Origin of the sequence: Acinetobacter thutiue (genome assembly GCF_030385805.1) — a bacterium.
Taxonomy (GTDB): domain Bacteria; phylum Pseudomonadota; class Gammaproteobacteria; order Pseudomonadales; family Moraxellaceae; genus Acinetobacter; species Acinetobacter corruptisaponis.
Genome location: NZ_JAUDZE010000003.1, coordinates 63,574 through 89,491, shown reverse-complemented (window position 1 = coordinate 89,491; position 25,918 = coordinate 63,574). Strand labels below are relative to the sequence as shown.

Here is a 25,918-nt window from a genome sequence, read left to right as displayed (position 1 = left end):
AGGTCGATATGGCTAAGAAAGGTATGATTAATCGCGAATTGAAACGCGAAAAGACAGTTGCTAAATACGCTGCAAAACGTGCTGAATTAAAAGCAACGATTGCAAATGTAAACGCAAGTGACGAAGAACGTTTCGAAGCGATGTTAAAGTTACAAGCATTGCCACGTAATGCATCTCCAGTACGTCTTCGTAACCGCTGTGGTTTAACTGGTCGTCCTCATGGTTACTTCCGTAAGTTCGGTCTAAGCCGTAACAAATTACGTGACACAGTAATGCAGGGTGATGTACCAGGCGTAGTTAAGGCAAGCTGGTAAGGAGCGACTAAATGAGTATGCAAGATACCGTTGCCGACATGCTAACCCGTGTTCGTAACGCACAAATGGCAAAGAAACAAACTGTTTCTATGCCTTCTTCTAAGTTGAAAGTTGCTATTGCAAACGTACTTCAACAAGAAGGTTATATTTCAAATGTAGAAGTGGCTCAAGAAGAGACAAAATCTACTTTGACTATTACGTTAAAATATTTCGAAGGCAAACCAGTTATCGAAATGGTTAAGCGCGTAAGCCGTCCAGGTCTTCGCCAATACCGTGGTAAAGATAAACTTCCAAGCGTTAAGCAAGGTTTAGGTATTGCAATTGTTTCTACAAGCAAAGGCATCATGACTGATCGCGCTGCACGTGCTGCGGGCGTTGGTGGTGAAGTTATTGCTTTTGTTTCTTAATAGGTGATTCCTCATGTCTCGTGTGGCTAAAGCCCCAGTAACTGTACCTAATGGTGTAACAGTTACTCAGAACGGCCGGCAGGTCGAAGTGAAAGGCAGCAAAGGTACATTGTCTTTCAACCTGCATGCGCTGGTCGAGCTTAAACAGGAAGAAGGTAAACTTCAACTTGCTCCAGTGAAAGAGTCGAAAGATGCCTGGATGCAGGCTGGTACTGCTCGCGCTGTATTGAATAACCTTGTAAAAGGTGTTAGCGAAGGCTTCGAACGTAAGTTACAGCTCGTTGGTGTTGGTTATAAAGCTGCGGTGAAAGGTGACGTTGTTAACCTGGCACTCGGTTACTCACACCCAATTGACTACGCTTTACCTCAAGGGGTAACAGCGGAAACTCCAACTGCGACTGAAATCATCCTGAAATCAGCAAACAAGCAGTTGTTAGGTCAAGTGGCAGCGGAAATCCGTGCATACCGTTCTCCTGAACCATATAAAGGTAAAGGTGTTCGTTATTCGGATGAAGTTATTCTTCGTAAAGAAGCTAAGAAGAAATAAGGCGCGAGGTTCTTATGAACGAAAAGAAACAATCCCGTTTGCGTCGTGCGAAAAGCACACGCTTGCACATTCGTGCATTGGGTGCGACTCGTTTGTGTGTCAACCGCACGCCGCGTCACATCTATGCACAAGTTATCTCAGCAGATGGTGGCAAAGTTTTAGCGCAAGCTTCAACTTTGGATGCATCATTGCGTAGCGGTGCGACTGGTAACATCGATGCAGCAACAAAAGTTGGTGCTTTAATCGCAGAACGTGCGAAAGCAGCAGGTGTAATGAAAGTTGCATTTGACCGTTCTGGTTTTAAATATCATGGTCGTATCAAAGCCTTGGCTGATGCTGCCCGTGAAGGCGGCTTGGAGTTCTAATCATGGCGAAAGTTGAACAAAACGAAGGTCTCGTTGAAAAGCTGGTTGCCGTTGATCGTGTAGCCAAGGTTGTTAAGGGTGGTCGTATCTTCTCTTTCACAGCATTAACTGTTGTGGGTGATGGTAATGGTCGTGTAGGTTTTGGTCGTGGTAAGGCACGTGAAGTTCCAGCTGCTATTTCTAAGGCGCTTGAAGCTGCTCGTCGCAACATGATCACTGTAGACCTCGCGGGGACTACTTTACAACACCCTGTGAATGCTCGTCATGGTGCAAGCCGTGTATACATGCAACCTGCTTCAGAAGGTACTGGCGTAATCGCTGGTGGTGCTATGCGTGCCGTTCTTGAAGCTGCAGGTGTACATAACGTACTTGCTAAATGTTATGGTTCTACTAATGCTGCCAACGTGGTAAACGCAACTTTCAAAGGTTTGCGTGATATGACTTCTCCTGAGAAAGTCGCTGCGAAACGTGGTAAGTCAGTAGAAGAAATTCAAGGGTAATCAATCATGAAAACGATTAAAGTTACCCAGACTAAATCTTCTTCGCATCGTTTAAAAAATCATAAACTTTGCCTACAGGGTTTAGGTCTGCGTCGTATTGGTCATACTGTAGAAGTGCAGGACACGCCTTCTAACCGCGGTATGATCAACAAAGTCTACTATATGGTTAGTGTAGAGGAATAAGCCATGACTCTGCGTTTAAATGAACTTGCGCCTGCAGAAGGTGCTAAGCGTGAACACCGTCGTCTGGGCCGTGGTATCGGTTCTGGCGTTGGTAAGACTGGTGGTCGTGGTATCAAGGGTCAAAACTCACGTAAAAGTGGTGGTACTCGTCCAGGCTTTGAAGGTGGTCAAACAGCACTTTACCGTCGTTTGCCTAAATTCGGTTTCACTAGCCAAATCGCTTTGAAAACTGCTGAAGTACGCTTGTCTGAGTTGAATAAGGTTGAAGGTGATGTTGTTAGCCTTGAAACCTTAAAAGCTGCGAATGTTGTTCGTCGTGACCAAACTCGTGCTCGCATCGTGCTTTCTGGTGAAATCACTCGCGCGTTCACTGTACAAGGTGTTGCGTTGACTAAAGGCGCTAAAGCTGCTGTTGAAGCTGCTGGCGGTAAAGTCGAGGAGTAATCTCGAGTGTCTATGACTCCTAGTTCTACTGGTCATGTAAACATGATGAAAGGCCAACCATTTCATGTGAAATACCGTGAAATTATTCGTCGATTAATGTTTTTGATTGGCGCGTTATTGGTCTTTCGACTAGGAGCGCATATTCCGTTGCCAGGTATTGATAACGTAGCGCTAGCACGGTTTTTTAAAGCTAATGAAGGTACTTTCTTAGGTTTATTTAACATGTTCTCTGGCGGTGCGTTGGAACGCATGTCAATTCTGGCGTTGGGAATCATGCCGTATATCTCTGCATCGATTATCGTGCAGTTGATGTCAACGGTGGTTCCTTCGCTGGAAGCTTTGAAAAAAGAAGGCGAACAGGGCAAGCGTAAGATCAATCAATATACGCGTTACGGCACCCTGCTGCTTGCACTTGTGCAAGGGGTGGGTATGTGTGCTGGCCTGATCAGTCAGGGAATTACCCTGACCTCAGGCCTGGCATTCTATGTTCCAGCAGTCACTTCGTTGGTTGCGGGAACAATGTTTTTGATGTGGCTAGGGGAGCAGATTACCGAACGTGGTGTTGGTAATGGTATCTCCATGATCATTTTTGCGGGTATTGTGGCAGGTTTGCCAAATCTCGTGATTCAGTCGTTTTCGTCTGTTCAGAATGGTCAGGGTAGTTTAATTGGTCTGGCTGTATTCGGTTTATTATCGTTGGCAGTCCTCGCTGCGATTGTGTTTATTGAAAAGGCACAGCGTCGTATTCCAGTAAACTATGCTCAAAAGCAGCAAGGTCGTCGTGTATTTACTGCACAGCAAACGCATTTGCCATTAAAAATTAACATGGCAGGTGTGATTCCAGCAATTTTTGCAAGCTCATTGTTATTATTTCCAGCGAGCTTGGGACAATGGTTGGGAAGTGCTGATCCAAATGCAGGGATTGTAAAACGTAGTCTGCAAGATCTGGCATTGGTGTTATCGCCTGGACAGCCGTTGTATTTAATGCTCTTTGGCGCGTTAATTATTTTCTTCTGTTATTTCTATACTGCGCTGGTGTTCAGCCCAAAAGAAGTTTCAGAAAACTTAAAGCGTAGCGGAGCATATGTGCCTGGTATCCGCCCAGGTGAGCAAACGGCTCGTTATTTAGATCATATTCTTAACCGTTTGACATTTATTGGTGCAATTTACATTACAGTCGTATGCTTGATGCCGATGGTACTGCAAAGTTCATTTGGTATACCATTCCATTTGGGTGGAACATCGTTGCTGATTGTGGTGGTTGTGGTAATGGACTTTATGGCGCAACTTCAGGCGCACCTTACCTCGCATCAATATGATGACCAAACGTTAATGAGAAAAACGACTGCTCATCCTAAGGGATAAGCGCACTTAGAGGTTTCATCATGAAAGTACAAGCTTCTGTAAAGAAAATTTGTGGTAGCTGCAAAGTTATCCGTCGTAATGGGGTTATTCGCGTGATTTGTAGCGCAGAACCTCGTCATAAGCAGCGTCAAGGTTAATTTAATTAAGACCTGTTGATTTCAGTAGGCTAATTAGGTTATTATCCGCCCCTCAAGATTTTTGTGGGGCGGTTGATTATCTTGACTGCCTTTTTGGAGAAAATTGAATGGCTCGTATTGCCGGTGTAAACATTCCGGATAACAAGCATGCTGTTATCTCTCTCACGTATATTTTTGGTATCGGTCGCCACACTGCTAAGAATATCTTAGCTGCTGTAGGTATCACTGAAACCACGAAAATTCGTGAATTAGATGATGCTCAGCTTGATGCGATTCGTGCAGAAGTTGCCAAGGTTCCGACCGAAGGTGATTTACGTCGCGAAATTTCCATGAACATCAAACGTTTAATGGATTTAGGCTGCTACCGCGGTCTTCGTCATCGTCGCAGCTTGCCTGTTCGCGGACAACGCACCAAAACTAACGCACGTACCCGTAAAGGTCCGCGCAAACCGATTAAAAAGTAAGATTTCTGGAAGCTAAAAGATGGCTAAAGATACTCGCACACGCAAGAAGGTCACTCGTACCGTCTCTGAAGGTGTTGCACACATTCACGCGTCTTTTAATAACACCATTGTAACGATTACCGATCGTCAAGGTAATGCATTGGCTTGGGCCACCTCAGGTGGACAAGGCTTCCGTGGTTCACGTAAATCAACTCCGTTCGCTGCTCAGGTAGCTGCTGAAGTTGCTGGTAAAGCAGCTTTGGATTACGGTTTGAAAAATCTGGACGTCCTTGTGAAAGGTCCTGGTCCAGGTCGTGAGTCTGCGGTTCGTGCATTAGGCGCAGTGGGTTATAAGATTAACAGCATTACCGATGTGACTCCAATTCCTCACAACGGTTGCCGTCCACCTAAAAAACGTCGCGTGTAAGGAGAAACATTCATGGCTCGTTATATTGGTCCAAAATGCAAACTCTCTCGTCGCGAAGGGACAGACCTGCAACTTAAATCAGGCGTTAAACCGTTTGATGTAAAAACTAAAAAAGCGAACAAAGCACCTGGTCAACATGGTGCGGCTCGTGGTGGTAAACAATCTGAGTATTCACTACAATTACGTGAAAAACAAAAAGTACGTCGTATGTACGGTGTGTTAGAGCGTCAATTTAGTAACTACTATAAAGAAGCAGCTCGTGTTAAAGGCGCAACAGGTGAAAACTTGTTGAAATTGCTTGAAAGCCGTCTGGATAACGTTGTTTATCGCATGGGTTTTGGTTCTACACGTGCAGAAGCTCGTCAGTTAGTTAGTCACCGTTCTATTACTTTAAATGGTCGTCGTGTAAACATTGCGTCTATTCAAGTAAAAGCGGGTGATGTAATTGCGGTTCATGAAGGCGCTAAACAACAATTGCGTATCAAAAATGCAATTGAATTAGCTGCTCAACGTGGTATCCCTGCTTGGATGGAAGTTGATCATTCTAAGTTGGAAGGTACGTTCAAAGCTGCACCTGATCGTTCTGATCTACCTGCTGAAATCAACGAAAGCTTGATTGTAGAATTGTATTCTAAATAATCCTTGAGGTAGCAATAAATGACGCGTACTGCAAACGAGTTTCTAACTCCGCAAGCGATCAAGGTCGAAGCGGTGAGCGGGACCTCGGCAAAAGTGATTCTGGAACCTTTGGAGCGTGGCTTTGGTCATACTCTAGGTAATGCTTTACGTCGCATTCTATTGTCTTCTTTGCCTGGCGCTGCTGTGGTTGAAGTAGAAATAGAAGGCGTCGAGCACGAGTACAGTACTTTAGAAGGCTTGCAGCAGGACATCGTCGAGCTCTTGCTGAACCTAAAAGGATTGTCTATTAAGCTGTTCGATCAAAACGAAGCATATTTAACATTGGAAAAACAGGGTGCAGGTGACGTAACAGCAGCTGACCTCCGTTTGCCGCATAATGTTGAAGTGGTTAACCCTGATCATTTAATTGGTACTTTGAGTTCTTCTGGTTCATTGAAAATGCGCCTTAAAGTTGCTCAAGGTCGTGGTTATGAAACATCTGACTCACGTTTCCCTGAAGGTGAAACACGTCCAGTAGGCCGTTTACAGTTAGATGCGTCTTATAGCCCGATTAAGCGTGTGTCCTATACCGTAGAAAATGCGCGTGTAGAACAACGTACCGATCTTGATAAACTCGTAATCGATCTTGAAACCAATGGAACGGTTGATCCTGAGGAAGCAATCCGCAAAGCGGCAACAATCTTGCAACAACAAATTGCAATCTTTGTTGATCTTCAGAAAGACCAAACTCCTGTGGCTCAGGAACCGCGCGAAGAAGTTGACCCAATCTTGCTTCGTCCAGTAGATGATCTCGAGCTAACTGTTCGTTCTGCTAACTGTTTGAAGGCAGAAAATATTTACTACATTGGTGATCTTGTTCAACGTACTGAGGTTGAGTTGTTGAAAACTCCAAACCTAGGTAAAAAATCGTTAACAGAGATCAAAGATGTTTTGGCATCGAAAGGTTTACAACTCGGCATGCGTTTGGAGAACTGGCCACCAGCTAGCCTCCGTATGGATGACCGTTTTGCCTATCGTAGCCGTTAATTAAGTAGGACTATCACCATGCGTCATCGTAATAGTGGTGTGAAATTAGGCCGTACAAGCAGCCATCGTAAGGCGTTGTTCCAAAATTTAACAAATGCTTTGGTTGAGCATGAGTTAATTAAAACAACTTTGCCTAAAGCGAAAGAACTTCGCCGCGTTGCTGAGCCTTTAATCACTTTAGCTAAAAACGATACAGTAGCAAACCGTCGTTTAGCGTTTGCTCGTACTCGTTCTGCAGCAACTGTTGGTAAATTATTTACCGTTCTTGGCCCTCGTTACAAAGAGCGTAACGGCGGTTATCTACGTGTTCTTAAAGCGGGCTTCCGTGCAGGTGATGCTGCACCAATGGCTTACGTTGAACTTGTAGATCGTGAAGTAAAATAATACTTTCACGTACAAGAGCAGCTCAGTTGTTCAAAAAGGTCGGTTTTTTAGCCGACCTTTTTTATTGGCCATTTAAAACAGGAAATAAAGCTTAGCTTTTCTGCTTCATATGATTATTACATCAGATTAAATTGATCATTTTTTTTGATTGGCATGTATATCAATCTAATGTTCAGCTAGAGAATGTCTTATTAAAGTTATAACTGTAGTCGTTTGTTCTACGTAGTGAATTTTATGATAAGAACCATGTGATGATGCCACAGCTTATTGGTAAATGTATTTTCTTGATATAGCAAGTATTCCCAAAAACCTAAATCCAAGCAAAAATATCAAGATTTTTTTCACTCATATTTCTTTAAAATGTCCCGAACTGATATAAAAAAACCGATGAATGACTAAACTTGACATTGTGTATTGTCAAATTTGTGCTTTAATAAAGACATGATTTATACAGGGTATAAAAACAATGGAAAAGCAAGTTGATGTATTAATTATTGGTGCTGGTATCTCTGGGATTGGGTTAGCCGTGCATCTTTCTAAAAACTGTCCACAACGTAACTTTGAAATTCTAGAGCGTCGTGAAAGCTTTGGTGGAACTTGGGATCTGTTCCGTTATCCTGGTATTCGTTCTGATTCTGATATGTCAACTTTTGGTTTTAATTTTAAACCTTGGGCCAAAGAAAAGGTGCTTGCAAGTGGTGCTGAAATTAAGGGCTATTTAAGTGACGTCATCAGCGAAAACAATCTGAAAGATAAAATTCATTTTGGTCATCGTGTCCTTTCAGCTAACTATGATTCAGCTAAGAAAAAATGGTTTGTAGAAATTGAAGACAATAACAACAAGAAGCAGACTTGGTCGGCTAACTTTGTTATGGGGTGTACTGGTTACTATAACTATGACCAAGGCTATGCACCGAAGTTTCCGAAACAGGAAGACTTTAAAGGCCAATTCATTCATCCACAACACTGGCCTGAAAACCTAGATTATACAGGCAAGAAAGTGGTCATTATTGGTAGTGGTGCAACAGCAATTACCTTGGTACCGTCAATGGTGAAAGGTGGAGCAGGGCATGTCACCATGTTGCAGCGTTCACCAACATATATTGCAACAATTCCTTCAATCGACTTTATTTATGAAAAGACACGTAAATTTATGTCTGAGGAAACAGCTTATAAGTTTACCCGTGCACGTAATATTGGTATGCAACGTGGTATCTATGCACTGGCGCAAAAATATCCAAAAACAGTACGTCGTTTATTGTTGAAAGGTATTGAGTTGCAGTTGAAAGGTAAAGTGGATATGAAGCACTTTACGCCAAGCTACAACCCTTGGGATCAGCGTTTATGTGTTGTACCAGATGGTGATTTGTTCAAGGCATTACGTGAAGGTAAGGCAAGTGTTGAAACGGATCAAATTGAGAAGTTCACTGCGAATGGTATCCAGTTAAAATCAGGTAAACATTTGGAAGCAGATATCGTTATTTCTGCAACTGGTTTGGAGATTCAGATTTTAGGTGGTGTGAAAGGTTCGATTGATGGCAAGCCAATGAATACTTCACAACATATGCTGTATCAAGGTGTGATGGTGAGTGATGTGCCGAATATGGCAATGATCATTGGTTATATCAATGCTTCATGGACACTCAAGGTTGATATTGCTGCGGATTATATCTGCCGTTTAATCAACCATATGGACAAGAATGGTTATGATGAAGTGATTGCCCATGCAGATCCGTTACAACTTGAGCAAGACACCATTATGGGTAAAATGTCTTCGGGTTATATTGCCCGTGCAGCGGATGTGATGCCAAAACAAGGTAAACAGGCACCGTGGAAGATCACCAACAACTATCTTGCTGACCGCAAGGAATTGAAAGACGCTAAATTTAATGATAATGTTTTACAGTTCCACAAACGTGGTGAACAGGCAGATCGTAAGCCAAAACTAGTGTCATAATCTGACATAGGTGAAATTGAGAACCTCATGTAAATACATGGGGTTTTTTATTGATATGACTTTGGATATTCTTTCAATCGGAAAAATATCGCGTATATTTGATGACATTAAAAAATTGAGAATCAGGGAAAGAGTGATGAAGCAATGGGTGGTTTTAGGGGCATTATTGTTCAGTACCGCTGTTTTGGCAGATGATGTAAAACAAAAGGAAGTGATTGCACAGAAGCTTGTTGAGGTAGATGGAACGGAGCAGGGGCTGGAAGCGACAGACAAGTTGATCCTGGATCAAATTAAAATGCGCTTACCCAAAGATATCCCAGCAGATTTTTATACAGACTTAACCAAGAATCTCAATTCTGAACAAAGAAAACAGTTCATTATGCAACGTTATGTAGAAACGTTTAGCCAGAAAGAGCTACAGGCTGCACTCTCATTCTATCAGTCTGCGGAAGGCAAAGCCTGGGCCAAGAAAGCCAGTGAAATTGGCAGTGAAGTGGCACATTACACCACTCAAAATGCGCGTACCGCACTCAACACCACCATGCAGCAGCATGTGGAAAATCCAACAGTTAAACAGTTGATGGCTCGCATGAATCCAGCACCTGTTCAGCAACCTGAAAAAACTGAACAGAAATAAATAAAAAAGGGGAATAGTGAATTAACACTATTCCCCTTTTGAATTTTTAAGCTTATAGGGTACGGGAAATCAACTCTTTCATGATTTCGTTGGTACCTGCATAAATACGGTTGGCACGGTTGTCGATATAGGCACGGGCAATTGGGTATTCCAGCATATAGCCATAACCACCATGGAGCTGTAGGCAGTCATCCACAACTTTTGAGAACATATCCGAGAGTTTATATTTTGCTGCTGCCGCTGCGTCCACGCCCAGACTTTCTTCCAACTGGAGTTCCATACAACGATCCAGATAAGTACGGCAGAAATCAATTTCTGTACGCAATTCCGCCAGCTTAAAACGAGTGTTTTGGAAAGTACCGATTGGTTTACCGAACGCCTTACGGTCTTTAGTGTATTGTACTGTATGTGCAAACGCTGCTTCTGCACCTGCCTGACAGATAATCGCCACCAGCATACGTTCCCAAGCCAGCTCTTTCATTAGCATGATAAAGCCCATGCCTTCCATGCCCAGTAAGTTTTCTTTTGGTACACGAACGTTGTCAAAGAACAGTTCGCAGGTGTCCTGACCTTTCATACCGATTTTATTTAATGGTTTGCCTTTGCTAAAACCCGCACGGTCAGCTTCAACAATAATCAGGGACAGGTTGGCAGAACCTTTTTCATTGTTACCTGTTTTGCAGACCACAATCGCCATATCGCAGAGATAGCCATTGGTGATGAAGATTTTAGAACCATTAATCACATATTCATCACCATCCAGTACCGCAGTGGTGCGTACGGCCTGTAAATCTGAACCTGTACCTGGTTCAGTCATTGCAATGGCAGTAACAGTTTCACCTGTTGCCATTTTAGGCAGCCATTCTTGTTTTTGCTCTTCATTACCAAAGTTGTTGATATAGTTGGCAACGATGTCTGAGTGTAGGGAAAAGCCTGTGCTTGAGTCCATGGCGTAGGCTTGCTCTTCAATCAGGATCATGCTGTATAGACGATCTACACCTGAACCACCATATTGTTCTGGCATGGTGGTACAGAGTAGGCCAAGCTCACCCGCCTTGTTCCATAAGTCACGGTCAACATGCTGTTGTTTCTCATATTTCTCAATATTTGGAACAACTTCTTTTTCATAAAATTTACGGACTGTTTCGCGGAATGCTTCATGCTCAGAAGTAAATAGTTTACGCGGTAACATATTTGGAATTGGACGAATTGCACCTGATTGCATTTGTTATTTTTTCCCTAGAGTGTTGGATTTAAACATTCATTGCCACGATACAAGAAATTGAAAATAGTGGACAATGTGATCAATGCTCAATTTGACTGATGTATTTGGTCACTTGGGAAAAATCCCAGCGAAATTCTTGAGGGGATCGGGTAAACTAGGCCCAAATAGTTGCATAGTGGAATAAATGATGTCCGATGAAATGACACTTGAAGAACGTAAGGTGATTTATCGTTCACGTCGTGGTTTAAAAGAAATTGATGTGTATTTTGATCCCTACGTCAAAAACTATTATCTCAGTGCAGACCCAGCAGAAAAGGCCTTGTTTGCCGAACTGGTTGATCAGGAAGACCCTGACTTGCTGGACTGGTTTATGGAAGTGGGCGAAGCGCCAAGAACTGAAATCAAGGACTTTATCCTAAAATTAAAACAGTATGTCCACGGCTAATCGTGTTTTTGAGTTGCAAGTCAGTCGCTTTATGATTGTTTTGCAACTGTTAATTTTTATTTTCCTGATGATTTTACTCTATCAGCTATTAGCTTTGGGGATTTGGCTGCTGTGTCTGGGGATCATGGTCATCGCCTGGTTCAGGTTTTTGCAGCAACCTCAAGTCAAGCGTTTTGAGTATCTGGAAGATCAAGACTGGTCATTTGAGTTTGCTGTTTCAGACCTGTCGATACAGCGTCGGCAAATTGTGAAAATGATCGACCACCATTGCTATATTGTCCTCTATTTTTCTGCTTCTCATGACAAAACCTGCATCATTTGGTGGGATCAATTGCCAGTTACACAGTGGAAAAACCTTAAATTACTGGTAAAACTACTCTAATTGTTTGACAATTCTACAACTGTATAAAATTAATAAGAATATATATATCAATTATTTAATCTATTTTTGAATAAAATTTACTGAAATTGTTAGATTAAATACTCTAAAAATTCGTGAAAATTATGATTGTCAGACAATCCAGCCCTGAACTCGCGTTCCTTTTCGTTAAAGTACAAACACCAACGTAAAGTATGGTGGAGGTCCAAAATGATGGAAATTCCAACATGGTCGTTTCTGTTGATTGCAGTGGTTTTCGCAATCGTTATAGGAAGAGCAGGAACTTTACTCAGGGAACTTCTTGAATCACGTCAATCCAGGGTTGCTGTGAACAAGAGAAAGAGATTGAAAGTGTCATCAATATACACACTCCCAGTGAATAATGATGATGAACGCCAATCTAGTGTCCACCAAAAGTGGATACGCAAAGTGTAGGAGGTCTCTATGGAGATTTCAATGTGGATGTTTCTGGTAATTGCAATCGTTATGGCGATTGTTGTAGGAAGAGCTGGAACATTACTCAAGGATTATTTTCAACAAAACTAGAATATAAAGAGTTTCACGTTTTTACCAGTTAATAAGTAGCATGTGCTGAACCGTCGCAATGCTACTTTTTTTTGCCTAAAATTTTTGTATTACCAATCATCTGTCAATTCGCTTATCTGTGAAATGTGTCAAAATGTCCGCGTTAAAATTAGAGCAATTACTCTTTAATTCAGGTATTGCATCTGATAAGGTACATCTAAAAGGAAAAACAAATTAATTAGAGGACAGGAAGAATGTCTAAACTCCATAAAATTGGACAGGGTGTGGCGGTTGCGTTACTTACAACTTCAATGTTATCAGGCTGTTCTTATGTAATTAAAACGGGCGCCAATGTGGCATTAAGTTTTAGTGAAAATCATATTGTACCACCGATTTTGGCAATGGATGATGCTGAAATGGTGTGTAATTCTGGAAATGCGCTAACACCAGCAATCATGTCCACCAAGGACATGGGGGCTGATCCAACCCGTATGGCGGTATTACTGTATTCAGCGGCGGGAATGTGTGCGGAGAATGAGGCACTGGAAGCAGAATTGCGTTATTTGCGTGCATCCAAGGCGGGGCAGGTTACTGAGGCCCAGGATGCGCGTATTGAGCAGAAACGTTGGGCGGGTATTGCGGCTGAGCGTCAATATGCGGGTTACCAACTGTTTGCAAACCGTTGGGAAGCAAAATACAAGTATAAGCTAGGTGACTCTTGCCCAACCATGCGCAATGACCTTGACCAGACCGTTTACCTATTGGGTATGGTCAGTGGTTTGCAGGCCATGACCAATGACATTAACTCTGGTGGTGCAATCAACGTACCTAAAGATATTGCGGGTATTGTTGAGCGTGGTATGGCGTGTCTGGACAATGAAAAATTCTGGGGTGCACCGATGGCAACCCGTGCCGTGATCTGGACATTGTTGCCAGGCGCGGGTGACGGCAAGCCTGAACCTTATGCAACCATGAAGGAATCCATGCAGATTGGTGAGAAGAAAGGTGTACGTCTGGCTCATGCCCTGTATGCGGTTGCGGCACAGGCAAGTGGTGATGATGCTAAACTCCGTGATGCGTTCCGTTCTTATGCGGCGGCATCCACTGAAGATAAACCTGCAAATCCCCAGTTCCGCCTGATTGATAAAATGGCTGGTTTGATGGTACGTGGTATTGCAGATCGTTACTGGACTGAAAATACAGGTGTGAGGGCAGGTGACGAGGGGCTAACCACGTTCTGGGATGACAAACAGGAAGACTCATCTTTAGATGACTTATTTGATGGCGGTAGCGGAGCGGAAGCTCCAGCAGAAAACCAGCCTGCTGAGTAACCTGAATTAAACGACCTTTTACATGAGAAACATCTAAACTTGTAAAAGGTCTGTTTTTTCATGAGGTAGATATAAATGAAAGATCAAATATGGATAGGGAAAGTCATTTTGATCGCTGTATGTATTTCAGTGTCAGCGTGCCTGCAAGTCTTTGCTGATCATTTCATTTATTGGAAACCAAGTTTACTGGCAGAGTTCTGGCGTCTATGGACGGCACACTGGGTGCATGTTGGATGGATGCACTTCTTTCTGAATATGTTGGCATTTTCTTTCCTTCCCTTTATCTTTCCCCATGCCCGCAACTGGCATTTAGGTGCATTGCTGTTGCTGTTGCCACCATTTATTAGTCTAATCTTTTATTTTTACCTGCCTTATATAGAGGCCTATGCTGGTCTTTCTGGCGTGTTGCATGGTTTATACACCGCAGTCAGTCTGGTGTATTTGCAGTATCCACATGAACGTAAGTTTGCAATATTGGTTCTGGTGCTGATTGCGGCCAAAATTATTTGGGAAAACACTTTTGGCCAGACAGGAACAGCCCAACTGATCGGCAGTCCTGTACTGACCGAAGCACATTTAATTGGTGCCATTGGTGGTGTGTTATGTGGTTTAGGTTATTTATTGGTAAAAAGGAAATATAGAGAACACACAAATTGATAAAAACAACCAACAAAAAAGTGATTGTAGTCATTCTTTTTTGAAAAAGTTTGCTGCAAATTTAGGCGGTTTAAAAAGGGATTGGTTACGACGAGGGTAAATTCATTTATCTATCAACCATGGACATCGCATGATTCAACATCTTTGGATGGGTGTTGATAACAATAAACTGGAATAGACATGCAAAATGATCAAGAGAAAAAGTCTGGGTTAGCCCGAATAGGCTATATCTGGAATGATTGGATATCAACATTCATCATTCTTGCTTTGTTGCTAATGACTTTGCTTATTGGTACTGGCGAGATGATTCACGGTCAAATGCTCCGCATGGGGGAGCGTCTTTACGGTGATCAAACAACAGGGATGCAGTACTCGTTTTTACGGGCTGAACCTGAAAAACCATCTTGTGATCGACATCCTGATATTGAGACACAAGTTCAAGAACAGATGAAAGCCAATGCGGCAGACGAGTTTGCCAGCATGTTCGGTGCTGCATCTGAGTCTGATGTACGTGCGTCCTTATTGGCTGCACAACAACAGTGTGAAGAGAAATACCAGTTCTATGATAAGGCAATGAAGCACTTGGAAGCTCATCCAAGTATTCGTACTTACCGTACAATGGAAACCACATTCTTTGGTGTCTTCAAGCTGGGTTCTGAAAACCAGACCGTTCTTTTATTGGTCATGGTGCTGTTTGCTTCTATTACCGCTTCGTTACGTTATCACCATATTGGTTTGCGCGCGCCAAAAACCAAAATGGACTATCGTGTTTATTCAGCATTGATGGTGGCGGGTAACGCATTACTGAGCTACTCAGTTATTAGTCAGTATCACTCTGTATTAAACTCAGGTGTAGAGGTTGCTGGGAAAACATCGGTTTTATACTGGTTGTGGATTGCACTCTTTGTTTCCTTGACTGTGATCAGTATTTTCCAGTTCTTCGTGATTCCTAAAACGGCACAACCAAAAGGTAATTTTGGTCTGGCACTGTTAAGTGTCCCGCTTTACGCATTCATGTCGCTGGTGACAGGTATCGTATTCACGTTCTTCATGGACTATCCAATGGGGCAAGGGATCTACCTTGGAATCCTCGTTGAGTTCTCAGGGATCTTCCTGAATCTTGCATTGTTTATTTGGGCAGGTATGTTGCTCACTCAAACACGTGTCATGGATTTGTTCCTGAATATCCTGCGTCCGTGGAACCTTGCACCTGAAACATTAACCTGGTTGATCCTGATTGCAGCAGCAATTCCAACAGCATACACAGGTGCTTCTGGTATCTTCGTTATTGCAGCGGGTGCGATCATCTATAAGGAAGTGTGGAACTCTGGTGCACGTCGTCAATATGCATTGGCTGTATCTGCAATGTCAGGTTCTTTGGGTGTGGTGATTCGTCCATGCTTACTGGTTATCCTGATTTCAATGCTCGATAGTCGTCATGTCACCTCTACAGAGTTGTTTGACCACGGTATCTATGTATTCTGGCTCACAGCATTTATTTTCCTTGGCGTATCCTTGATCCTTGCTGAAGAAAAGTTCCGTGTGAACTCACCTAAGGTTGCGGTTCCTGGAATGTTGCGTGCCTGCGTACCAGTGATTCCATACGTGATCATTGGCTTCGCTGTGGTGATGTTCTACAAGCTGGCTTTGGACACTTCAATCAACGAATTCACCGCGCCAATGATTTTGCCGTTGGTGTTGATTGCAATGATTCTGTTTGACAAGCTGTTTGCATCAAAAGTTGCGCCTGCGCCAGTGGTTGATCCAGCCCATGAGGCATTGGTACGTGAACATGAGAAAAAATCAGAATTCCTAAAAAGCCATGATCCGCATGGTGCAAAAGGTTTTGGTTTTGGTGGTGCACTACGCTTTGCAACGTCGGAAACCGTTGGTCATATTGGTGCGTTAATCCTGCTGATGGCATTGTCTGCAAGCGTGGGTGGCTTAATCGAACGTGCTGAAGTCGTTGAATTGTTACCAACACACTTGGGTAATATCTATATTTCACTTGCCTTTATTGCATTGTTGCTTGCAATCATTGGTATGACAACCGATCCATTTGGTGCGGTGATTCTGGTTGCAGCGACAGTTGCGCCTGTGGCCTACGAGAATGGTATCCATCCGATCCACTTCTGGATGATCGTACTGGTTGCGTTCGAGTTTGGTTATGTAACACCACCTGTGGCCCTCAACCACTTGCTGACACGACTCTCTGTCGGGGATGAAGAGGTCTCGGCCGCCGATAAGGAAGCGAAAGAGAAATACACCAGCTTCTACTTCCGTTATGAGCGCTGGTTACTACCAATTATCGTGTTGTTCTCATCATTGGTGTTGGTGACCTATGCACCATATATCTTCCAGATGTTTGGCTGGTATAAGCACTAAGTTGAAACCTAAAGAAAAGCAGCTTCGGCTGCTTTTTTTATTGTTATTTTATCGAATAGGTCAAGCCATGAAAGAATTGAGTCAGGAAGAGTATCAGGCCACCTTTTTTCCTCCCATGCTGGATGTTACAGAGACTGCTGAGGAAATTGTGGATTTATGGGATTATGCTGATCCTGTGATTGAACAGCTTTATCATTCCTGTACTGCATGGGAATGGTATGTGAAACATATTTATGAAACTGGGGATGAATTCCAGCATCTTAATATTCCAGTGCCTTTAGACAATACCTATCTTGTCGTGATTGTCGATAAGCCCAAACAGAAAATTCTGGGACACTATGTACTGGATTTACATCCTTACCCAAGACACTGAGTTTATCGTACTGAAGCTTTTGCTCTTTGTATTAAAGGGCTGGATAAGGTAATTGCAATCAGGATAAAGCCAAAACCAATTACACTATATAGATCTGGTATTTCATTCCAAAGTAAAAATCCCCAGATGCCAGCAAAGATAATCGCTATATAATTGACGGGCGCGATTTGACCAGCAGGGGCAAGACGGTAGGCATGAGACATAAAAATCTGGCTGACATTTGCCAGTACACCCGCCGCAATTAAAAAGAATAATTCTTGTAGATGATAAGGCCGCCATACCCAAAACATCGGAATAATAGAAAGTAAGCTACCAATAAAACAGAAATAAAATACGATTCGCTCAGGTGGTTCGGTCTGGGTGAGTGCCCGAACGGTAACAAATGCCATGGAGGCCAATAGGCTGGAAGCGATGCCAACCATTGAAATCCAGTTCAATAAACCTTGATCAGGCTTTGCTACACAAAATACCCCGATAAAGCCCAAGGCTGCGGCACAGAGCATTGCCGTGGTAATCCGTTCCTTTAAAAACAGCCATGCAATCAGTGGAATAAAAATAGGGGAGGAGTAGGTAAACACCATGGCATTGGATAATTTCAAGTGGGCAATCGCATAGAAAAATCCATACATTGCAGCAAGCCCAACCACACTACGCCATGTATGCATCCATAGTTTTTCCGTTTTCACAAAACCAATTCCCTGCTTGAAGATAAAAGGAAGAAACAGGATTAATCCAACCACATTACGGAAAAACACAATGGTGTAGTTATCAACACTATGGGAAGCATATCGGATACAAATGCCCATCACTGAAAAAAGCAGTGCGGAAATGGTGAGACAACCAATCGCCAGAAACAGGTTGCGATCAGCTTGATGAGAGTCCATATCGAATGCTGGCTGGAAGAAACTGAACGTATTGTATGCTTCTCTGCAAGAGAAAGAAATGAGCTGTGGATTTCGTTTGCCTAGAGTGACTGAGATTTTCCCATCCACTTAAATGGATTGAACCAACTACTCATTTTCCTGAAACTGGTTGAGATAATCAGTTGGGGTCATGCCCAGTTCACGTTTAAACATGGCACTAAAGGCACTTGGGCTGTCATAGCCCAAATCAATCGCCACATTGAGAACAGGTTTTTTCATGGCTAAATCAATCATGGCCTGCATTAGTTTGGCCTGTCGAACCCAATGTGAAAAATGTAGACCTGTTTCCCTTTGGAAATGTCGTGCAAGAGTCTTGCTACTGATATGTAGCTGTTGGGCGGTATCTTCCAGATTCCAGTTCAAATCCAGATGATTTTTTATGTTTAGACAAAGCTGTTGCAGCCTTGGGTTTTGAGGATCGGGTAGGTTAAAGGCAAGGGCAGGCAATATTCGGACTTCATCCAAAATTAGCTGGAGCAGTCTTTCATTGCGGGTGTTGGGTTGAATGGTCGTCTGTATCTGCATTGCGCTGCTCATCAACTCACGCAACAAGGCAGGAATCGCCACCACACGACATTGATTGATGAGGTCAGTATCAGCAATGGCTTCAATAAAAACGCCCCGTGCCTTGACATCACCACTGCTGAGTAGGGCATGTTTTTTTTGTGCTGGAATCCAGGCACCACGTCCAGGTGGGATGATCCAAATCCCTTCATGGGTCTGTATGCGGATTACACCCGTCAAGGTATGGATTAACTGGATGCGGTCATGGCTATGCCAGTCTTCCATATGTCCATGTGGATAATTTTCTGAAAAGGCATAGACTGGATAATCCAGAAAGCCATGTTTAAAGTTCTTTCCCATTTTTAGTCTGGACCTGAATAATCTGTCTGTTTTGCGATAGTTTTAGTCTTTTTATCGAGAAACGATGTACTGATTATTTTTTAGCATGATCTACATACCCATGTATAGGTTGAGATCATGTTTCAGAAAGCTTATTTTTATCCCTTATTCGCTATTTTGTTCTGGGCGGGTAATGTGGTGGTTTCCAAAATGGCAAGCCATGCCATTTCTCCTGTTGCGATTACCTTTTATCGTCTGGTGCTGGCACTCGCAGTGATGAGCACTTTTGTGCTGGTTCCTGTCTGGAGAAACAGGCAAACCATCAAACAGTATTGGAAACAGTTGGCATTAGGTGGTTTTCTGTCGGTGTCTTTATTCCAGTTTTTGTCCTATCAGGCTGCATCCACCACCACTGCAACCAATATGGCGATTGTGACCGCATTGATTCCGTTACTGACCATGATGTTGAGTAGTGTGGTTCTGAAAGACAAAATCAGTTATGGCATGTTGTTTGGGGGTGCCTTGTCATTTTATGGGATTCTCTACTTGTTGAGTCATGGCAGCATTTCCCAGATTTGGCAACAGGGCGTACATTTGGGTGATGGCTTAATGCTGATTGCGGCTGCGGGTTACGCCTTGTATGGGGTGTTGCTGAAACGCTGGAAAATGCCGATTCCCGCATGGCAATCCAATTTTGTGCAATCGAGTTTTGCCATTTTATATGTACTGCCTTTTTTTGTATTTTTACCTGCTTCGGGGCGGTTGTTGAATCAGCACACCATTCCATTGATTGTATATGCCAGTATTTTCTCGTCTGTATTGTTGTCTTATTTATGGATTGAGGGTGTCAGACATTTAGGGCCGAATCGCAACAGTATTTTTATGAATTTACTGCCGTTATTTACCGCATTGATTGCAGTGGCGCTATTGGGAGAGCATTTACAGGTGTTTCACTATATTGGAGGTGGTCTAACATTGTTGGGAATCCTGATTGCCCAAACCATTCAAAAACCGATTCAATTCAAGCAGGATGCAGGTCAAATTGTGGAATAAAACATACGGCAATAAAAAGCTTTAACTGAGGTTAAAGCTTTTGTCATTTCATTTGGGCTTATTTCTGCGCCGCGATTTGTGCTTCCAGAAGCTTGACCTGTTCCTCTTTGAGCTTAAGCAGTGCATCGACATCATCATGCTGCTGCTTGAGTTCCTGCTGCTGATCCTTAAGCTGTTGATGAATATCATCCAGCTTGGCAATTTCCTCTTTTGCCAAGCTGTCATTTGTTGGAAGCGGCTCTTTAATAATTGATTCCTCAACCAACTGGATTGGTTCGGCAACTTCACTGCTGGCTGCTGTTGATTCAGGTGTAACAGTGGTTTGCTGTTTTACCGTCGCAACTGGTTTTGCTGCAACAGGTTGTTTCTGTGTGCTGGCTGACTGCTGATCCTTTTGTGCCAAAAACCATTGCACAGCAAGAAACAGCGCCACCACAACACTAATTCCACCAATTATCATCCATAATAATCTGGAATTTTCTGTTTGGTATGTGGACATCATTTTTAACCTTCTAGTCAAAACGACGAGGTTTGAACTGTATCACCCCAATTTCATCTGGCTCAGCGGGTTGCGGTTCTTCCATATGGGTCGGACGTTTTTCGCTATAAGCACAGTCGATACATTCAATCCACTCGTCATCCACAGTGATGATCTTAACCACACGATCTAACGCTCCGCATTTGGGACATTTTGCACCCGCGATGAACTGTCTTTTCATGTCAGTTAATACCATGCTGTGAACAATAATGACGTAGTTTAAGCGGTTTTATCCGTGTTCGTCCAACCTTGATGGCGTAATAATGCATCTATTTTGGGGTCTCTTTTGCGGAAATTGCGAAACGCATCAAGTGCCGTATCTTTTCCGCCAACTGCTAGAATAAACTTTCTAAACTCTTTTCCAGTCTCGGTATTAAAAATACCCTCGCTTTCAAAGCGGTCAAAGGCATCACTGGCTAAAACCTCAGCCCATTTATAGGAGTAATAGCCCGCAGCATAGCCACCCGCAAAAATATGGCTAAAACTATGCTGGAAACGGTTATAGGCAACTGTTGGCACCACTGCAAATTTGGCCCGAATATCGTTCAGCGTTTCCTGAATCTGCTGGCTGTCTAAAGCAGGTGTTTGGCGATGAATTGTTAAATCAAACAAGGCAAATTCAATCTGACGCAAGGTCTGCATGCCTGACTGGAAGAAACGTGCATTGAGCAGGGCAGATAGCAATTCTTGTGGCAATGTTTGCTTGGTCTCAGTATGTTCACTGAGCACATCAAGGCTTTCATTGTCCCATGCCCAAAACTCCATAAACTGACTTGGTAATTCTACTGCATCCCAAGCGACGCCATGCGTCCCTGCAACTGAGATGTTATCCACTTCGGTCAGCATATGGTGTAAGCCATGACCAAATTCATGGAATAAGGTAATCACTTCATCATGGGTCAGCAGGGCAGGTTGATTACCAATTGGTGGGGTAAAGTTGCAGACCATATAGCAAATGGGTTTTTGTAGACCACTAGCAGTTTGTACACGGGAACGGAAACCACTCATCCATGCACCGCCACGTTTGCCATTGCGGGCATATAAATCGAAGTAGAAGCCACCGACTACTTGGCCCTGATCTTCAATTTCAAAATAACGCACATCATCCTGCCAAACAGGCGCCTGGCGTTCGACGATCTGGATACCGTAAAGGCGCTGCACAATCTGGAATAAACCTTGAACTACTTTCGGTGCGGGGAAATACGGTTTAAGCGCTTCCTGAGAAAGGTTGAACTGTTGTTGTTTTAGCTTTTCAGAGTAATAGGTGGCATCCCAGGGTTTGAGTTCATCAACCCCATCCTGTTGGGCAATGCTTTTTAGTTCTGCAATTTCAGCCAATGCAGGCGTGCGGGCATGTTCTGCCAGATCGACCAGAAATTGATTGACGGTTTCTACATCAGGTGCCATTTTGCTGGCAAGGGAGTATTCGGCAAAATTGTTAAAGCCGAGCAGTTGTGCCATTTCCTGACGTAAGCTCAGGATTTCTTCCATCACAGAGGTATTGTCAAATACAGTTTGGTCAGATTGTTCTGATGCACGGGTGACATAGGCTTTATACAGCTCTTCTCGCAACTCGCGATCATCAGCATAAGTCATAATTGCAAAATAAGCAGGGAAATCCAGTGTGGCAACGGCTTGTTCAAGCTTACGTTGTTGTCCATATTGCTTTAATAATTCAACGCTGCTTTGCGGTAAGCCTCGCAGTTGCGCTTCCGTTAACGGCTTGAAGTAGGCTTGGGTTGCATCGAGTACATGGTTGGAAAAGTCAGAAGACAGTTGAGATAAACGTGCTGAAATTTCTGCATAGCGTTTTTTGGCTTCGCCCTCAAGTGCAACGCCTGACAGTTTGAAATCACGTAAAGCTAGTTTAATCGCACTTTGTTGCGCTTCGCTGAGGGTCTGGAAAACTGCACTATCATGAATCTGTTGATAGGTTTGATACAATGCTGTGTGTTGCCCAAGCTGGGTATAGTATTCACTCAGACTCGGTAATAGTGCTTGGTAGACTTCACGGGTTTCCACATTGTTCATCACAGCATTGAGGTGCGACAAAATGCCCCATGACTCACTCATGTTATTTTCAAGCTGATCAACTTCGGTCAAGGTTGCCAATTGTGCCTCGCTGTTTTGTGGCACTTCATTGAGTTGATTTAAAAAGTTCTGACCATTTTGAATGTTTTGTTCGATCTGTTGCTTTAAATCGGCAAGTTGAATTTGATCAAATTGAGGAACGGGAAGTGTCGCCTGTTGGAGTGTCATTGTATTTGTGCCATATCATCTTTAAACATATTTATAGATGTAGGGCTTAGCGGGGGAGAAATCAAGTAAGAGAGATGTTAAATCCAAATAAAATAGCCCTATCAAAATAGGGCTATTGTGGAACACAGAAAATATTGAGCTAAATTAGTCCTGTTTAGTTTTTGCATTGTCCTTTTTCTTTTTCACTTTCTTCTTGGCTTTCTCTTTGGTTTCAGGCTTGGCTGATGCTTTTTTAGCAGGTTTTTTGGTATAAGAACTTGGTTTGTTCTTATCCTTTTTCTTACGAACAGGCTTTTCACCATCTTCACTGACTTGGGACGTTGTGGATGGTTTACTAAAAACCTCTTCAGTTGCTGGAGCTTTGACAGATGTGGTGCGAGGTGCTTTCTGGCGAATCACACGCCCCAAATGCGTCAACTGTTGTACCAATTGAAAGTCAATTTTACGTTCTTCCAGATTGACGCCTGCAACCAGAATCTTGACTTCATCGCCGAGACTAAAGGATTGACCGCGATTCTGACCAATCAGGCTTTGGCTGGCTTGATCATACAGGAAATAATCTTCACCCAGTTGGCTGACATGAATCATACCATCGACATATAAATCCTTGAGTGTCACGAATAGACCAAACTCAGTCACCGCACTAATGATACCAACAAACTCATCACCTAAATGTTGTTGCATATAATGGCATTTCAACCAAGTGGTGACACTACGTGAGGCTTCATCGGCACGACGTTCAGTTTGTGAGAAATGCTCGCCTGCATCATCTAAAGCGGCGCCAGACAATGGGTAAACTTTCTTATCGAGATAGGCTTTAATGGCACGGTGCAACAATAAATCTGGATAACGACGAATTGGTGAGGTGAAATGGGTATAGGCTTCATAAGCTAAGCCATAGTGCCCTGAATTTTTTGCCCCATAATAGGCTTGCATCATTGAGCGTAACAACACCGCATGAATACTTGGTGCATCAATACGATCTTTGGTTGCTTCAATGACCCGTTGATAATCGGCCTGTGTTGGTTGCTCAGGAAATGGCAAGCCAAGCAATTTGACAAAATCACGCACTTTCTGGATACGTGAGAATTCTGGTGCTTCATGCACACGATAGAGCATAGGAATGTCATGTTCCAGACAATATTCTGCTGCGGCAACGTTGGCCAGCAACATACATTCTTCGATCAGCTTATGTGCATCATTACGGGTACGTGGCAGGATTTCCTTGATTCCACCCAACTCATCAAAGGTCATATAGGTTTCAATGGTCTCAAATTCCATTGCATGACGTTTGGCACGTAACCCTTTTAATGTCTGATAAAGTTGGAATAGGGTATTCAGTGATTTATGAATGCTCTTATCCGCAGGGATGGCATCGGTTGCACCCTCAAAATAAGTCGCCACCTGATTATAGGTCAAACGTGCTTTGGAGTGCATAACCGCAGGGTAGAATTCATAACCTGTGACTTTACCAGCGCGTGAAAGTTTCAAATCACAGACCATACATAGGCGGTCAACGTGTGGATTTAAAGAACACAAACCATTGGACAATGCTTCTGGCAACATTGGCAGCACGAAATGTGGGAAATAAACCGATGTACCACGTTCTTCCGCTTCTTCATTTAAAGGTGAGTCCAAACGTACATAATGGCTGACATCTGCAATGGCAACCACCACGCGATAACCACCGCCTGCACGCTTCTCTGCATAGACTGCATCGTCAAAGTCACGGGCATCTTCACCATCAATGGTGACCAATGGTAAGTCACGTAGATCGACACGTCCTTTACGATCCTGTTCCGATGGCTCTTTAAAGCTTTCAGCTTCCTTAATCACCGCTTCTGGAAATTCATAAGGCAAGCCAAATTCTAAAATGGTTTGCGGAATAATAATCTCGGTATCGGCTTTGTCCGCCATTGACTGAACCACATGACCTGTTGCCAGTTCTTCACGGGTCGGGTAGTCATCAATGGCAACGCGTAGCATATCGCCCACTTTGGCATTGGCGTGTTCGATTAATTCTTTTTCTAAGGTGATGGGTTGATGCTGATTGGGGTTGCTTGGTTGAATAAAGTATTCACCCTCATGTTCAGCCACTTTACCAATAATCTGTTTAACACGACGTTGCACCACTTCGGTAATAAAGCCCCATGCCTTACCTTTACGGTCTACAGAGGTCTGGCGCACTTTAACGCGGTCACCATTAAAGACCAGACGTAGCTCACGTTCAGGCAACAGTACATCATCCTGACCTGCAATATTGGCAGAGCCCAGTCCTTTGCTGTTGATATAGACCGTTGCTTCATGACTCGGTAAGTCTGTTGCAGGCTGGAACTTAAATCCGTCTTTCATCAGTTGACCGTCACGTACCATTGCGCTTAAGCGGTGGTTGAGTGCATCAATACTTTTTTGATCTGGGATATTAAAGTGGTCCACAAGTTCCGCATGGGATTGTGCAGTTTGTAATTGTTCTAATGTAGTTAAAATAAGGGTTCGGCTCGGAATAGGATTATCGTAACGTTCAGCTTCTGCTTTTGCTTCGGGATCAACCCAATTTGTAGTCATATCGTTTCAATTCACATCTGGCAGATCGGTTTAGCATAAGTCATTCAAACTTTAACTGCACGTCAAAGATTGCAAGATTCTGTTTGTTACACCGATCTGAATAAAGGAGAGAACACTATATTAACAAGCGTTGGGCTAAAAAATGCTGAAAAAAAACAGAAATTGATTAAAAAATATTTGATTGATATAAAAAAACAGAAAAAAACAGGATCATCGCTTGTGTAATGTGGTTTTAGTTTGTATTATTGCGCTCGTGTTACGGTGAGATGGGTGAGTGGCTGAAACCACATCCCTGCTAAGGATGCATACGGGTAACTGTATCGAGGGTTCGAATCCCTCTCTCACCGCCACTTTACTTAAGGCGCTCATAGCTCAGCTGGATAGAGCACTTGGCTACGAACTAAGGGGTCGGGAGTTCGAATCTCTCTGAGCGCACCAAGTAAAGATTAAAGTAACACATGCCTAAATAGGCATATAAGTAATGCGCTCATAGCTCAGCTGGATAGAGCACTTGGCTACGAACTAAGGGGTCGGGAGTTCGAATCTCTCTGAGCGCACCAACTTAAAGAAATTAACCGCTTAATTGCGGTTTTTTTATGCCTGTAATTTGAAGCTAGGCTATGAAAAATAATCGTTATAAAA

General features: G+C 43.2%; 31 protein-coding genes and 3 tRNA genes. 27 read left to right on the top strand and 7 right to left on the bottom strand.

What is annotated here, in order from left to right; all coding sequences use genetic code 11:
* Window positions 1-8: 8 nt before the first annotated feature.
* From rpsN to QTA56_RS09030, 16 genes are all read left to right on the top strand, one after another.
* Window positions 9-314, top strand: coding sequence for a 30S ribosomal protein S14 (gene rpsN, locus QTA56_RS09105; RefSeq protein WP_001074624.1), 306 nt, complete (start codon window positions 9-11; stop codon window positions 312-314).
* Window positions 315-325: 11 nt separating this feature from the next.
* Complete coding sequence (gene rpsH / locus QTA56_RS09100) at window positions 326-721, top strand: 30S ribosomal protein S8 (RefSeq protein WP_002049732.1); 396 nt, start codon at window positions 326-328, stop codon at window positions 719-721.
* Between the two features lie 13 nt (window positions 722-734).
* Window positions 735-1,268 carry a 50S ribosomal protein L6 gene (rplF, locus tag QTA56_RS09095; protein WP_267980670.1) on the top strand — a complete coding sequence of 178 codons (534 nt, stop codon included), beginning with the start codon at window positions 735-737 and terminating at the stop codon, window positions 1,266-1,268.
* A gap of 14 nt (window positions 1,269-1,282) precedes the next feature.
* On the top strand, window positions 1,283-1,633 hold the full coding sequence (gene rplR, locus QTA56_RS09090) for a 50S ribosomal protein L18 (protein WP_267980669.1): 351 nt from the start codon (window positions 1,283-1,285) through the stop codon (window positions 1,631-1,633).
* Window positions 1,634-1,635: 2 nt separating this feature from the next.
* Window positions 1,636-2,133, top strand: a complete 498-nt coding sequence (rpsE, locus tag QTA56_RS09085; protein WP_001141025.1) for a 30S ribosomal protein S5 — start codon at window positions 1,636-1,638, stop codon at window positions 2,131-2,133.
* Between the two features lie 6 nt (window positions 2,134-2,139).
* Window positions 2,140-2,316 (top strand): 50S ribosomal protein L30, encoded by a 177-nt coding sequence (gene rpmD, locus QTA56_RS09080; protein ID WP_000849088.1) that lies wholly within the window; start codon window positions 2,140-2,142, stop codon window positions 2,314-2,316.
* Window positions 2,317-2,319: 3 nt separating this feature from the next.
* Window positions 2,320-2,760, top strand: a complete 441-nt coding sequence (gene rplO, locus QTA56_RS09075) for a 50S ribosomal protein L15 (RefSeq protein WP_267980668.1) — start codon at window positions 2,320-2,322, stop codon at window positions 2,758-2,760.
* A 45-nt stretch (window positions 2,761-2,805) separates the two neighbouring features.
* Window positions 2,806-4,125, top strand: a complete 1,320-nt coding sequence (gene secY / locus QTA56_RS09070) for a preprotein translocase subunit SecY (RefSeq protein ID WP_267980872.1) — start codon at window positions 2,806-2,808, stop codon at window positions 4,123-4,125.
* Window positions 4,126-4,145: 20 nt separating this feature from the next.
* Window positions 4,146-4,262, top strand: coding sequence for a 50S ribosomal protein L36 (rpmJ, locus tag QTA56_RS09065; protein ID WP_000867907.1), 117 nt, complete (start codon window positions 4,146-4,148; stop codon window positions 4,260-4,262).
* A 107-nt stretch (window positions 4,263-4,369) separates the two neighbouring features.
* Window positions 4,370-4,726: a 30S ribosomal protein S13 gene (rpsM, locus tag QTA56_RS09060; RefSeq protein WP_000090815.1), complete on the top strand. Its 357-nt coding sequence runs from the start codon at window positions 4,370-4,372 to the stop codon at window positions 4,724-4,726.
* Between the two features lie 19 nt (window positions 4,727-4,745).
* On the top strand, window positions 4,746-5,132 hold the full coding sequence (gene rpsK / locus QTA56_RS09055; RefSeq protein WP_001040166.1) for a 30S ribosomal protein S11: 387 nt from the start codon (window positions 4,746-4,748) through the stop codon (window positions 5,130-5,132).
* Window positions 5,133-5,144: 12 nt separating this feature from the next.
* The gene (gene rpsD, locus QTA56_RS09050) at window positions 5,145-5,771 is read left to right on the top strand and encodes a 30S ribosomal protein S4 (RefSeq protein WP_267980667.1); all 627 of its coding nucleotides are present in this window, start codon (window positions 5,145-5,147) and stop codon (window positions 5,769-5,771) included.
* 18 nt (window positions 5,772-5,789) lie between these two features.
* A complete protein-coding gene (locus tag QTA56_RS09045) occupies window positions 5,790-6,797 on the top strand; it encodes a DNA-directed RNA polymerase subunit alpha (protein ID WP_004660372.1) in 1,008 nt (335 codons plus the stop codon).
* An 18-nt stretch (window positions 6,798-6,815) separates the two neighbouring features.
* Window positions 6,816-7,181: a 50S ribosomal protein L17 gene (rplQ, locus tag QTA56_RS09040; protein ID WP_004641032.1), complete on the top strand. Its 366-nt coding sequence runs from the start codon at window positions 6,816-6,818 to the stop codon at window positions 7,179-7,181.
* Between the two features lie 466 nt (window positions 7,182-7,647).
* Window positions 7,648-9,138 carry a flavin-containing monooxygenase gene (locus QTA56_RS09035; protein ID WP_267980666.1) on the top strand — a complete coding sequence of 497 codons (1,491 nt, stop codon included), beginning with the start codon at window positions 7,648-7,650 and terminating at the stop codon, window positions 9,136-9,138.
* Window positions 9,139-9,274: 136 nt separating this feature from the next.
* Window positions 9,275-9,775, top strand: coding sequence for a DUF2059 domain-containing protein (locus tag QTA56_RS09030; protein ID WP_267980665.1), 501 nt, complete (start codon window positions 9,275-9,277; stop codon window positions 9,773-9,775).
* A gap of 52 nt (window positions 9,776-9,827) precedes the next feature.
* Here QTA56_RS09030 and QTA56_RS09025 read toward each other — a convergent pair whose 3' ends face one another.
* Window positions 9,828-11,000, bottom strand: a complete 1,173-nt coding sequence (locus tag QTA56_RS09025) for an acyl-CoA dehydrogenase family protein (protein WP_267980664.1) — start codon at window positions 10,998-11,000, stop codon at window positions 9,828-9,830.
* A gap of 187 nt (window positions 11,001-11,187) precedes the next feature.
* Here QTA56_RS09025 and QTA56_RS09020 point away from each other — a divergent pair, with 187 nt between their 5' ends.
* From QTA56_RS09020 to QTA56_RS08990, 7 genes are all read left to right on the top strand, one after another.
* A complete protein-coding gene (locus tag QTA56_RS09020; RefSeq protein ID WP_267980663.1) occupies window positions 11,188-11,445 on the top strand; it encodes an FAD assembly factor SdhE in 258 nt (85 codons plus the stop codon).
* A complete protein-coding gene (locus QTA56_RS09015) occupies window positions 11,432-11,827 on the top strand; it encodes a hypothetical protein (RefSeq protein WP_267980662.1) in 396 nt (131 codons plus the stop codon). The genes QTA56_RS09020 and QTA56_RS09015 overlap by 14 nt, the downstream gene beginning before the upstream one ends.
* Window positions 11,828-12,034: 207 nt before the next feature.
* A complete protein-coding gene (locus QTA56_RS09010) occupies window positions 12,035-12,259 on the top strand; it encodes a hypothetical protein (RefSeq protein ID WP_267980661.1) in 225 nt (74 codons plus the stop codon).
* A 344-nt stretch (window positions 12,260-12,603) separates the two neighbouring features.
* Window positions 12,604-13,680: a hypothetical protein gene (locus tag QTA56_RS09005; RefSeq protein ID WP_267980660.1), complete on the top strand. Its 1,077-nt coding sequence runs from the start codon at window positions 12,604-12,606 to the stop codon at window positions 13,678-13,680.
* Between the two features lie 75 nt (window positions 13,681-13,755).
* Entirely contained in the window at window positions 13,756-14,337 is a 582-nt protein-coding gene (gene rrtA, locus QTA56_RS09000) for a rhombosortase (protein ID WP_267980659.1), read from the top strand.
* A gap of 180 nt (window positions 14,338-14,517) precedes the next feature.
* Window positions 14,518-16,722 (top strand): TRAP transporter large permease subunit, encoded by a 2,205-nt coding sequence (locus QTA56_RS08995; RefSeq protein ID WP_267980658.1) that lies wholly within the window; start codon window positions 14,518-14,520, stop codon window positions 16,720-16,722.
* 67 nt (window positions 16,723-16,789) lie between these two features.
* Window positions 16,790-17,095, top strand: coding sequence for a hypothetical protein (locus QTA56_RS08990; RefSeq protein WP_267980657.1), 306 nt, complete (start codon window positions 16,790-16,792; stop codon window positions 17,093-17,095).
* Window positions 17,096-17,097: 2 nt separating this feature from the next.
* On the opposite strand, the gene QTA56_RS08985 is transcribed toward QTA56_RS08990, so the two are convergent.
* Together QTA56_RS08985 and QTA56_RS08980 are read right to left on the bottom strand one after the other, a co-directional pair.
* Complete coding sequence (locus tag QTA56_RS08985; RefSeq protein ID WP_267980656.1) at window positions 17,098-17,979, bottom strand: DMT family transporter; 882 nt, start codon at window positions 17,977-17,979, stop codon at window positions 17,098-17,100.
* 126 nt (window positions 17,980-18,105) lie between these two features.
* Complete coding sequence (locus QTA56_RS08980; protein WP_267980655.1) at window positions 18,106-18,882, bottom strand: AraC family transcriptional regulator; 777 nt, start codon at window positions 18,880-18,882, stop codon at window positions 18,106-18,108.
* Between the two features lie 117 nt (window positions 18,883-18,999).
* Here QTA56_RS08980 and QTA56_RS08975 point away from each other — a divergent pair, with 117 nt between their 5' ends.
* Window positions 19,000-19,914 (top strand): DMT family transporter, encoded by a 915-nt coding sequence (locus QTA56_RS08975; RefSeq protein WP_267980654.1) that lies wholly within the window; start codon window positions 19,000-19,002, stop codon window positions 19,912-19,914.
* Between the two features lie 58 nt (window positions 19,915-19,972).
* Here QTA56_RS08975 and QTA56_RS08970 read toward each other — a convergent pair whose 3' ends face one another.
* From QTA56_RS08970 to rnr, 4 genes are all read right to left on the bottom strand, one after another.
* Entirely contained in the window at window positions 19,973-20,416 is a 444-nt protein-coding gene (locus QTA56_RS08970; RefSeq protein ID WP_267980653.1) for a hypothetical protein, read from the bottom strand.
* Window positions 20,417-20,426: 10 nt separating this feature from the next.
* A complete protein-coding gene (locus QTA56_RS08965; RefSeq protein ID WP_267980652.1) occupies window positions 20,427-20,633 on the bottom strand; it encodes a YheV family putative metal-binding protein in 207 nt (68 codons plus the stop codon).
* Window positions 20,634-20,671: 38 nt separating this feature from the next.
* Window positions 20,672-22,711 carry a M3 family metallopeptidase gene (locus QTA56_RS08960; protein ID WP_267980651.1) on the bottom strand — a complete coding sequence of 680 codons (2,040 nt, stop codon included), beginning with the start codon at window positions 22,709-22,711 and terminating at the stop codon, window positions 20,672-20,674.
* Window positions 22,712-22,855: 144 nt separating this feature from the next.
* Window positions 22,856-25,276: a ribonuclease R gene (gene rnr / locus QTA56_RS08955; protein WP_267980650.1), complete on the bottom strand. Its 2,421-nt coding sequence runs from the start codon at window positions 25,274-25,276 to the stop codon at window positions 22,856-22,858.
* A gap of 260 nt (window positions 25,277-25,536) precedes the next feature.
* Between rnr and QTA56_RS08950 the strand changes: the two genes are divergently transcribed.
* The 3 genes from QTA56_RS08950 (at window position 25,537) to QTA56_RS08940 (ending at window position 25,836) form a co-directional block, all read left to right on the top strand.
* Window positions 25,537-25,626 (top strand) — tRNA-Ser (locus QTA56_RS08950).
* Between the two features lie 11 nt (window positions 25,627-25,637).
* Window positions 25,638-25,714, top strand: a tRNA-Arg gene (locus QTA56_RS08945).
* A gap of 45 nt (window positions 25,715-25,759) precedes the next feature.
* A tRNA-Arg gene (locus QTA56_RS08940) sits at window positions 25,760-25,836 on the top strand.
* Window positions 25,837-25,918 lie beyond the last annotated feature (82 nt).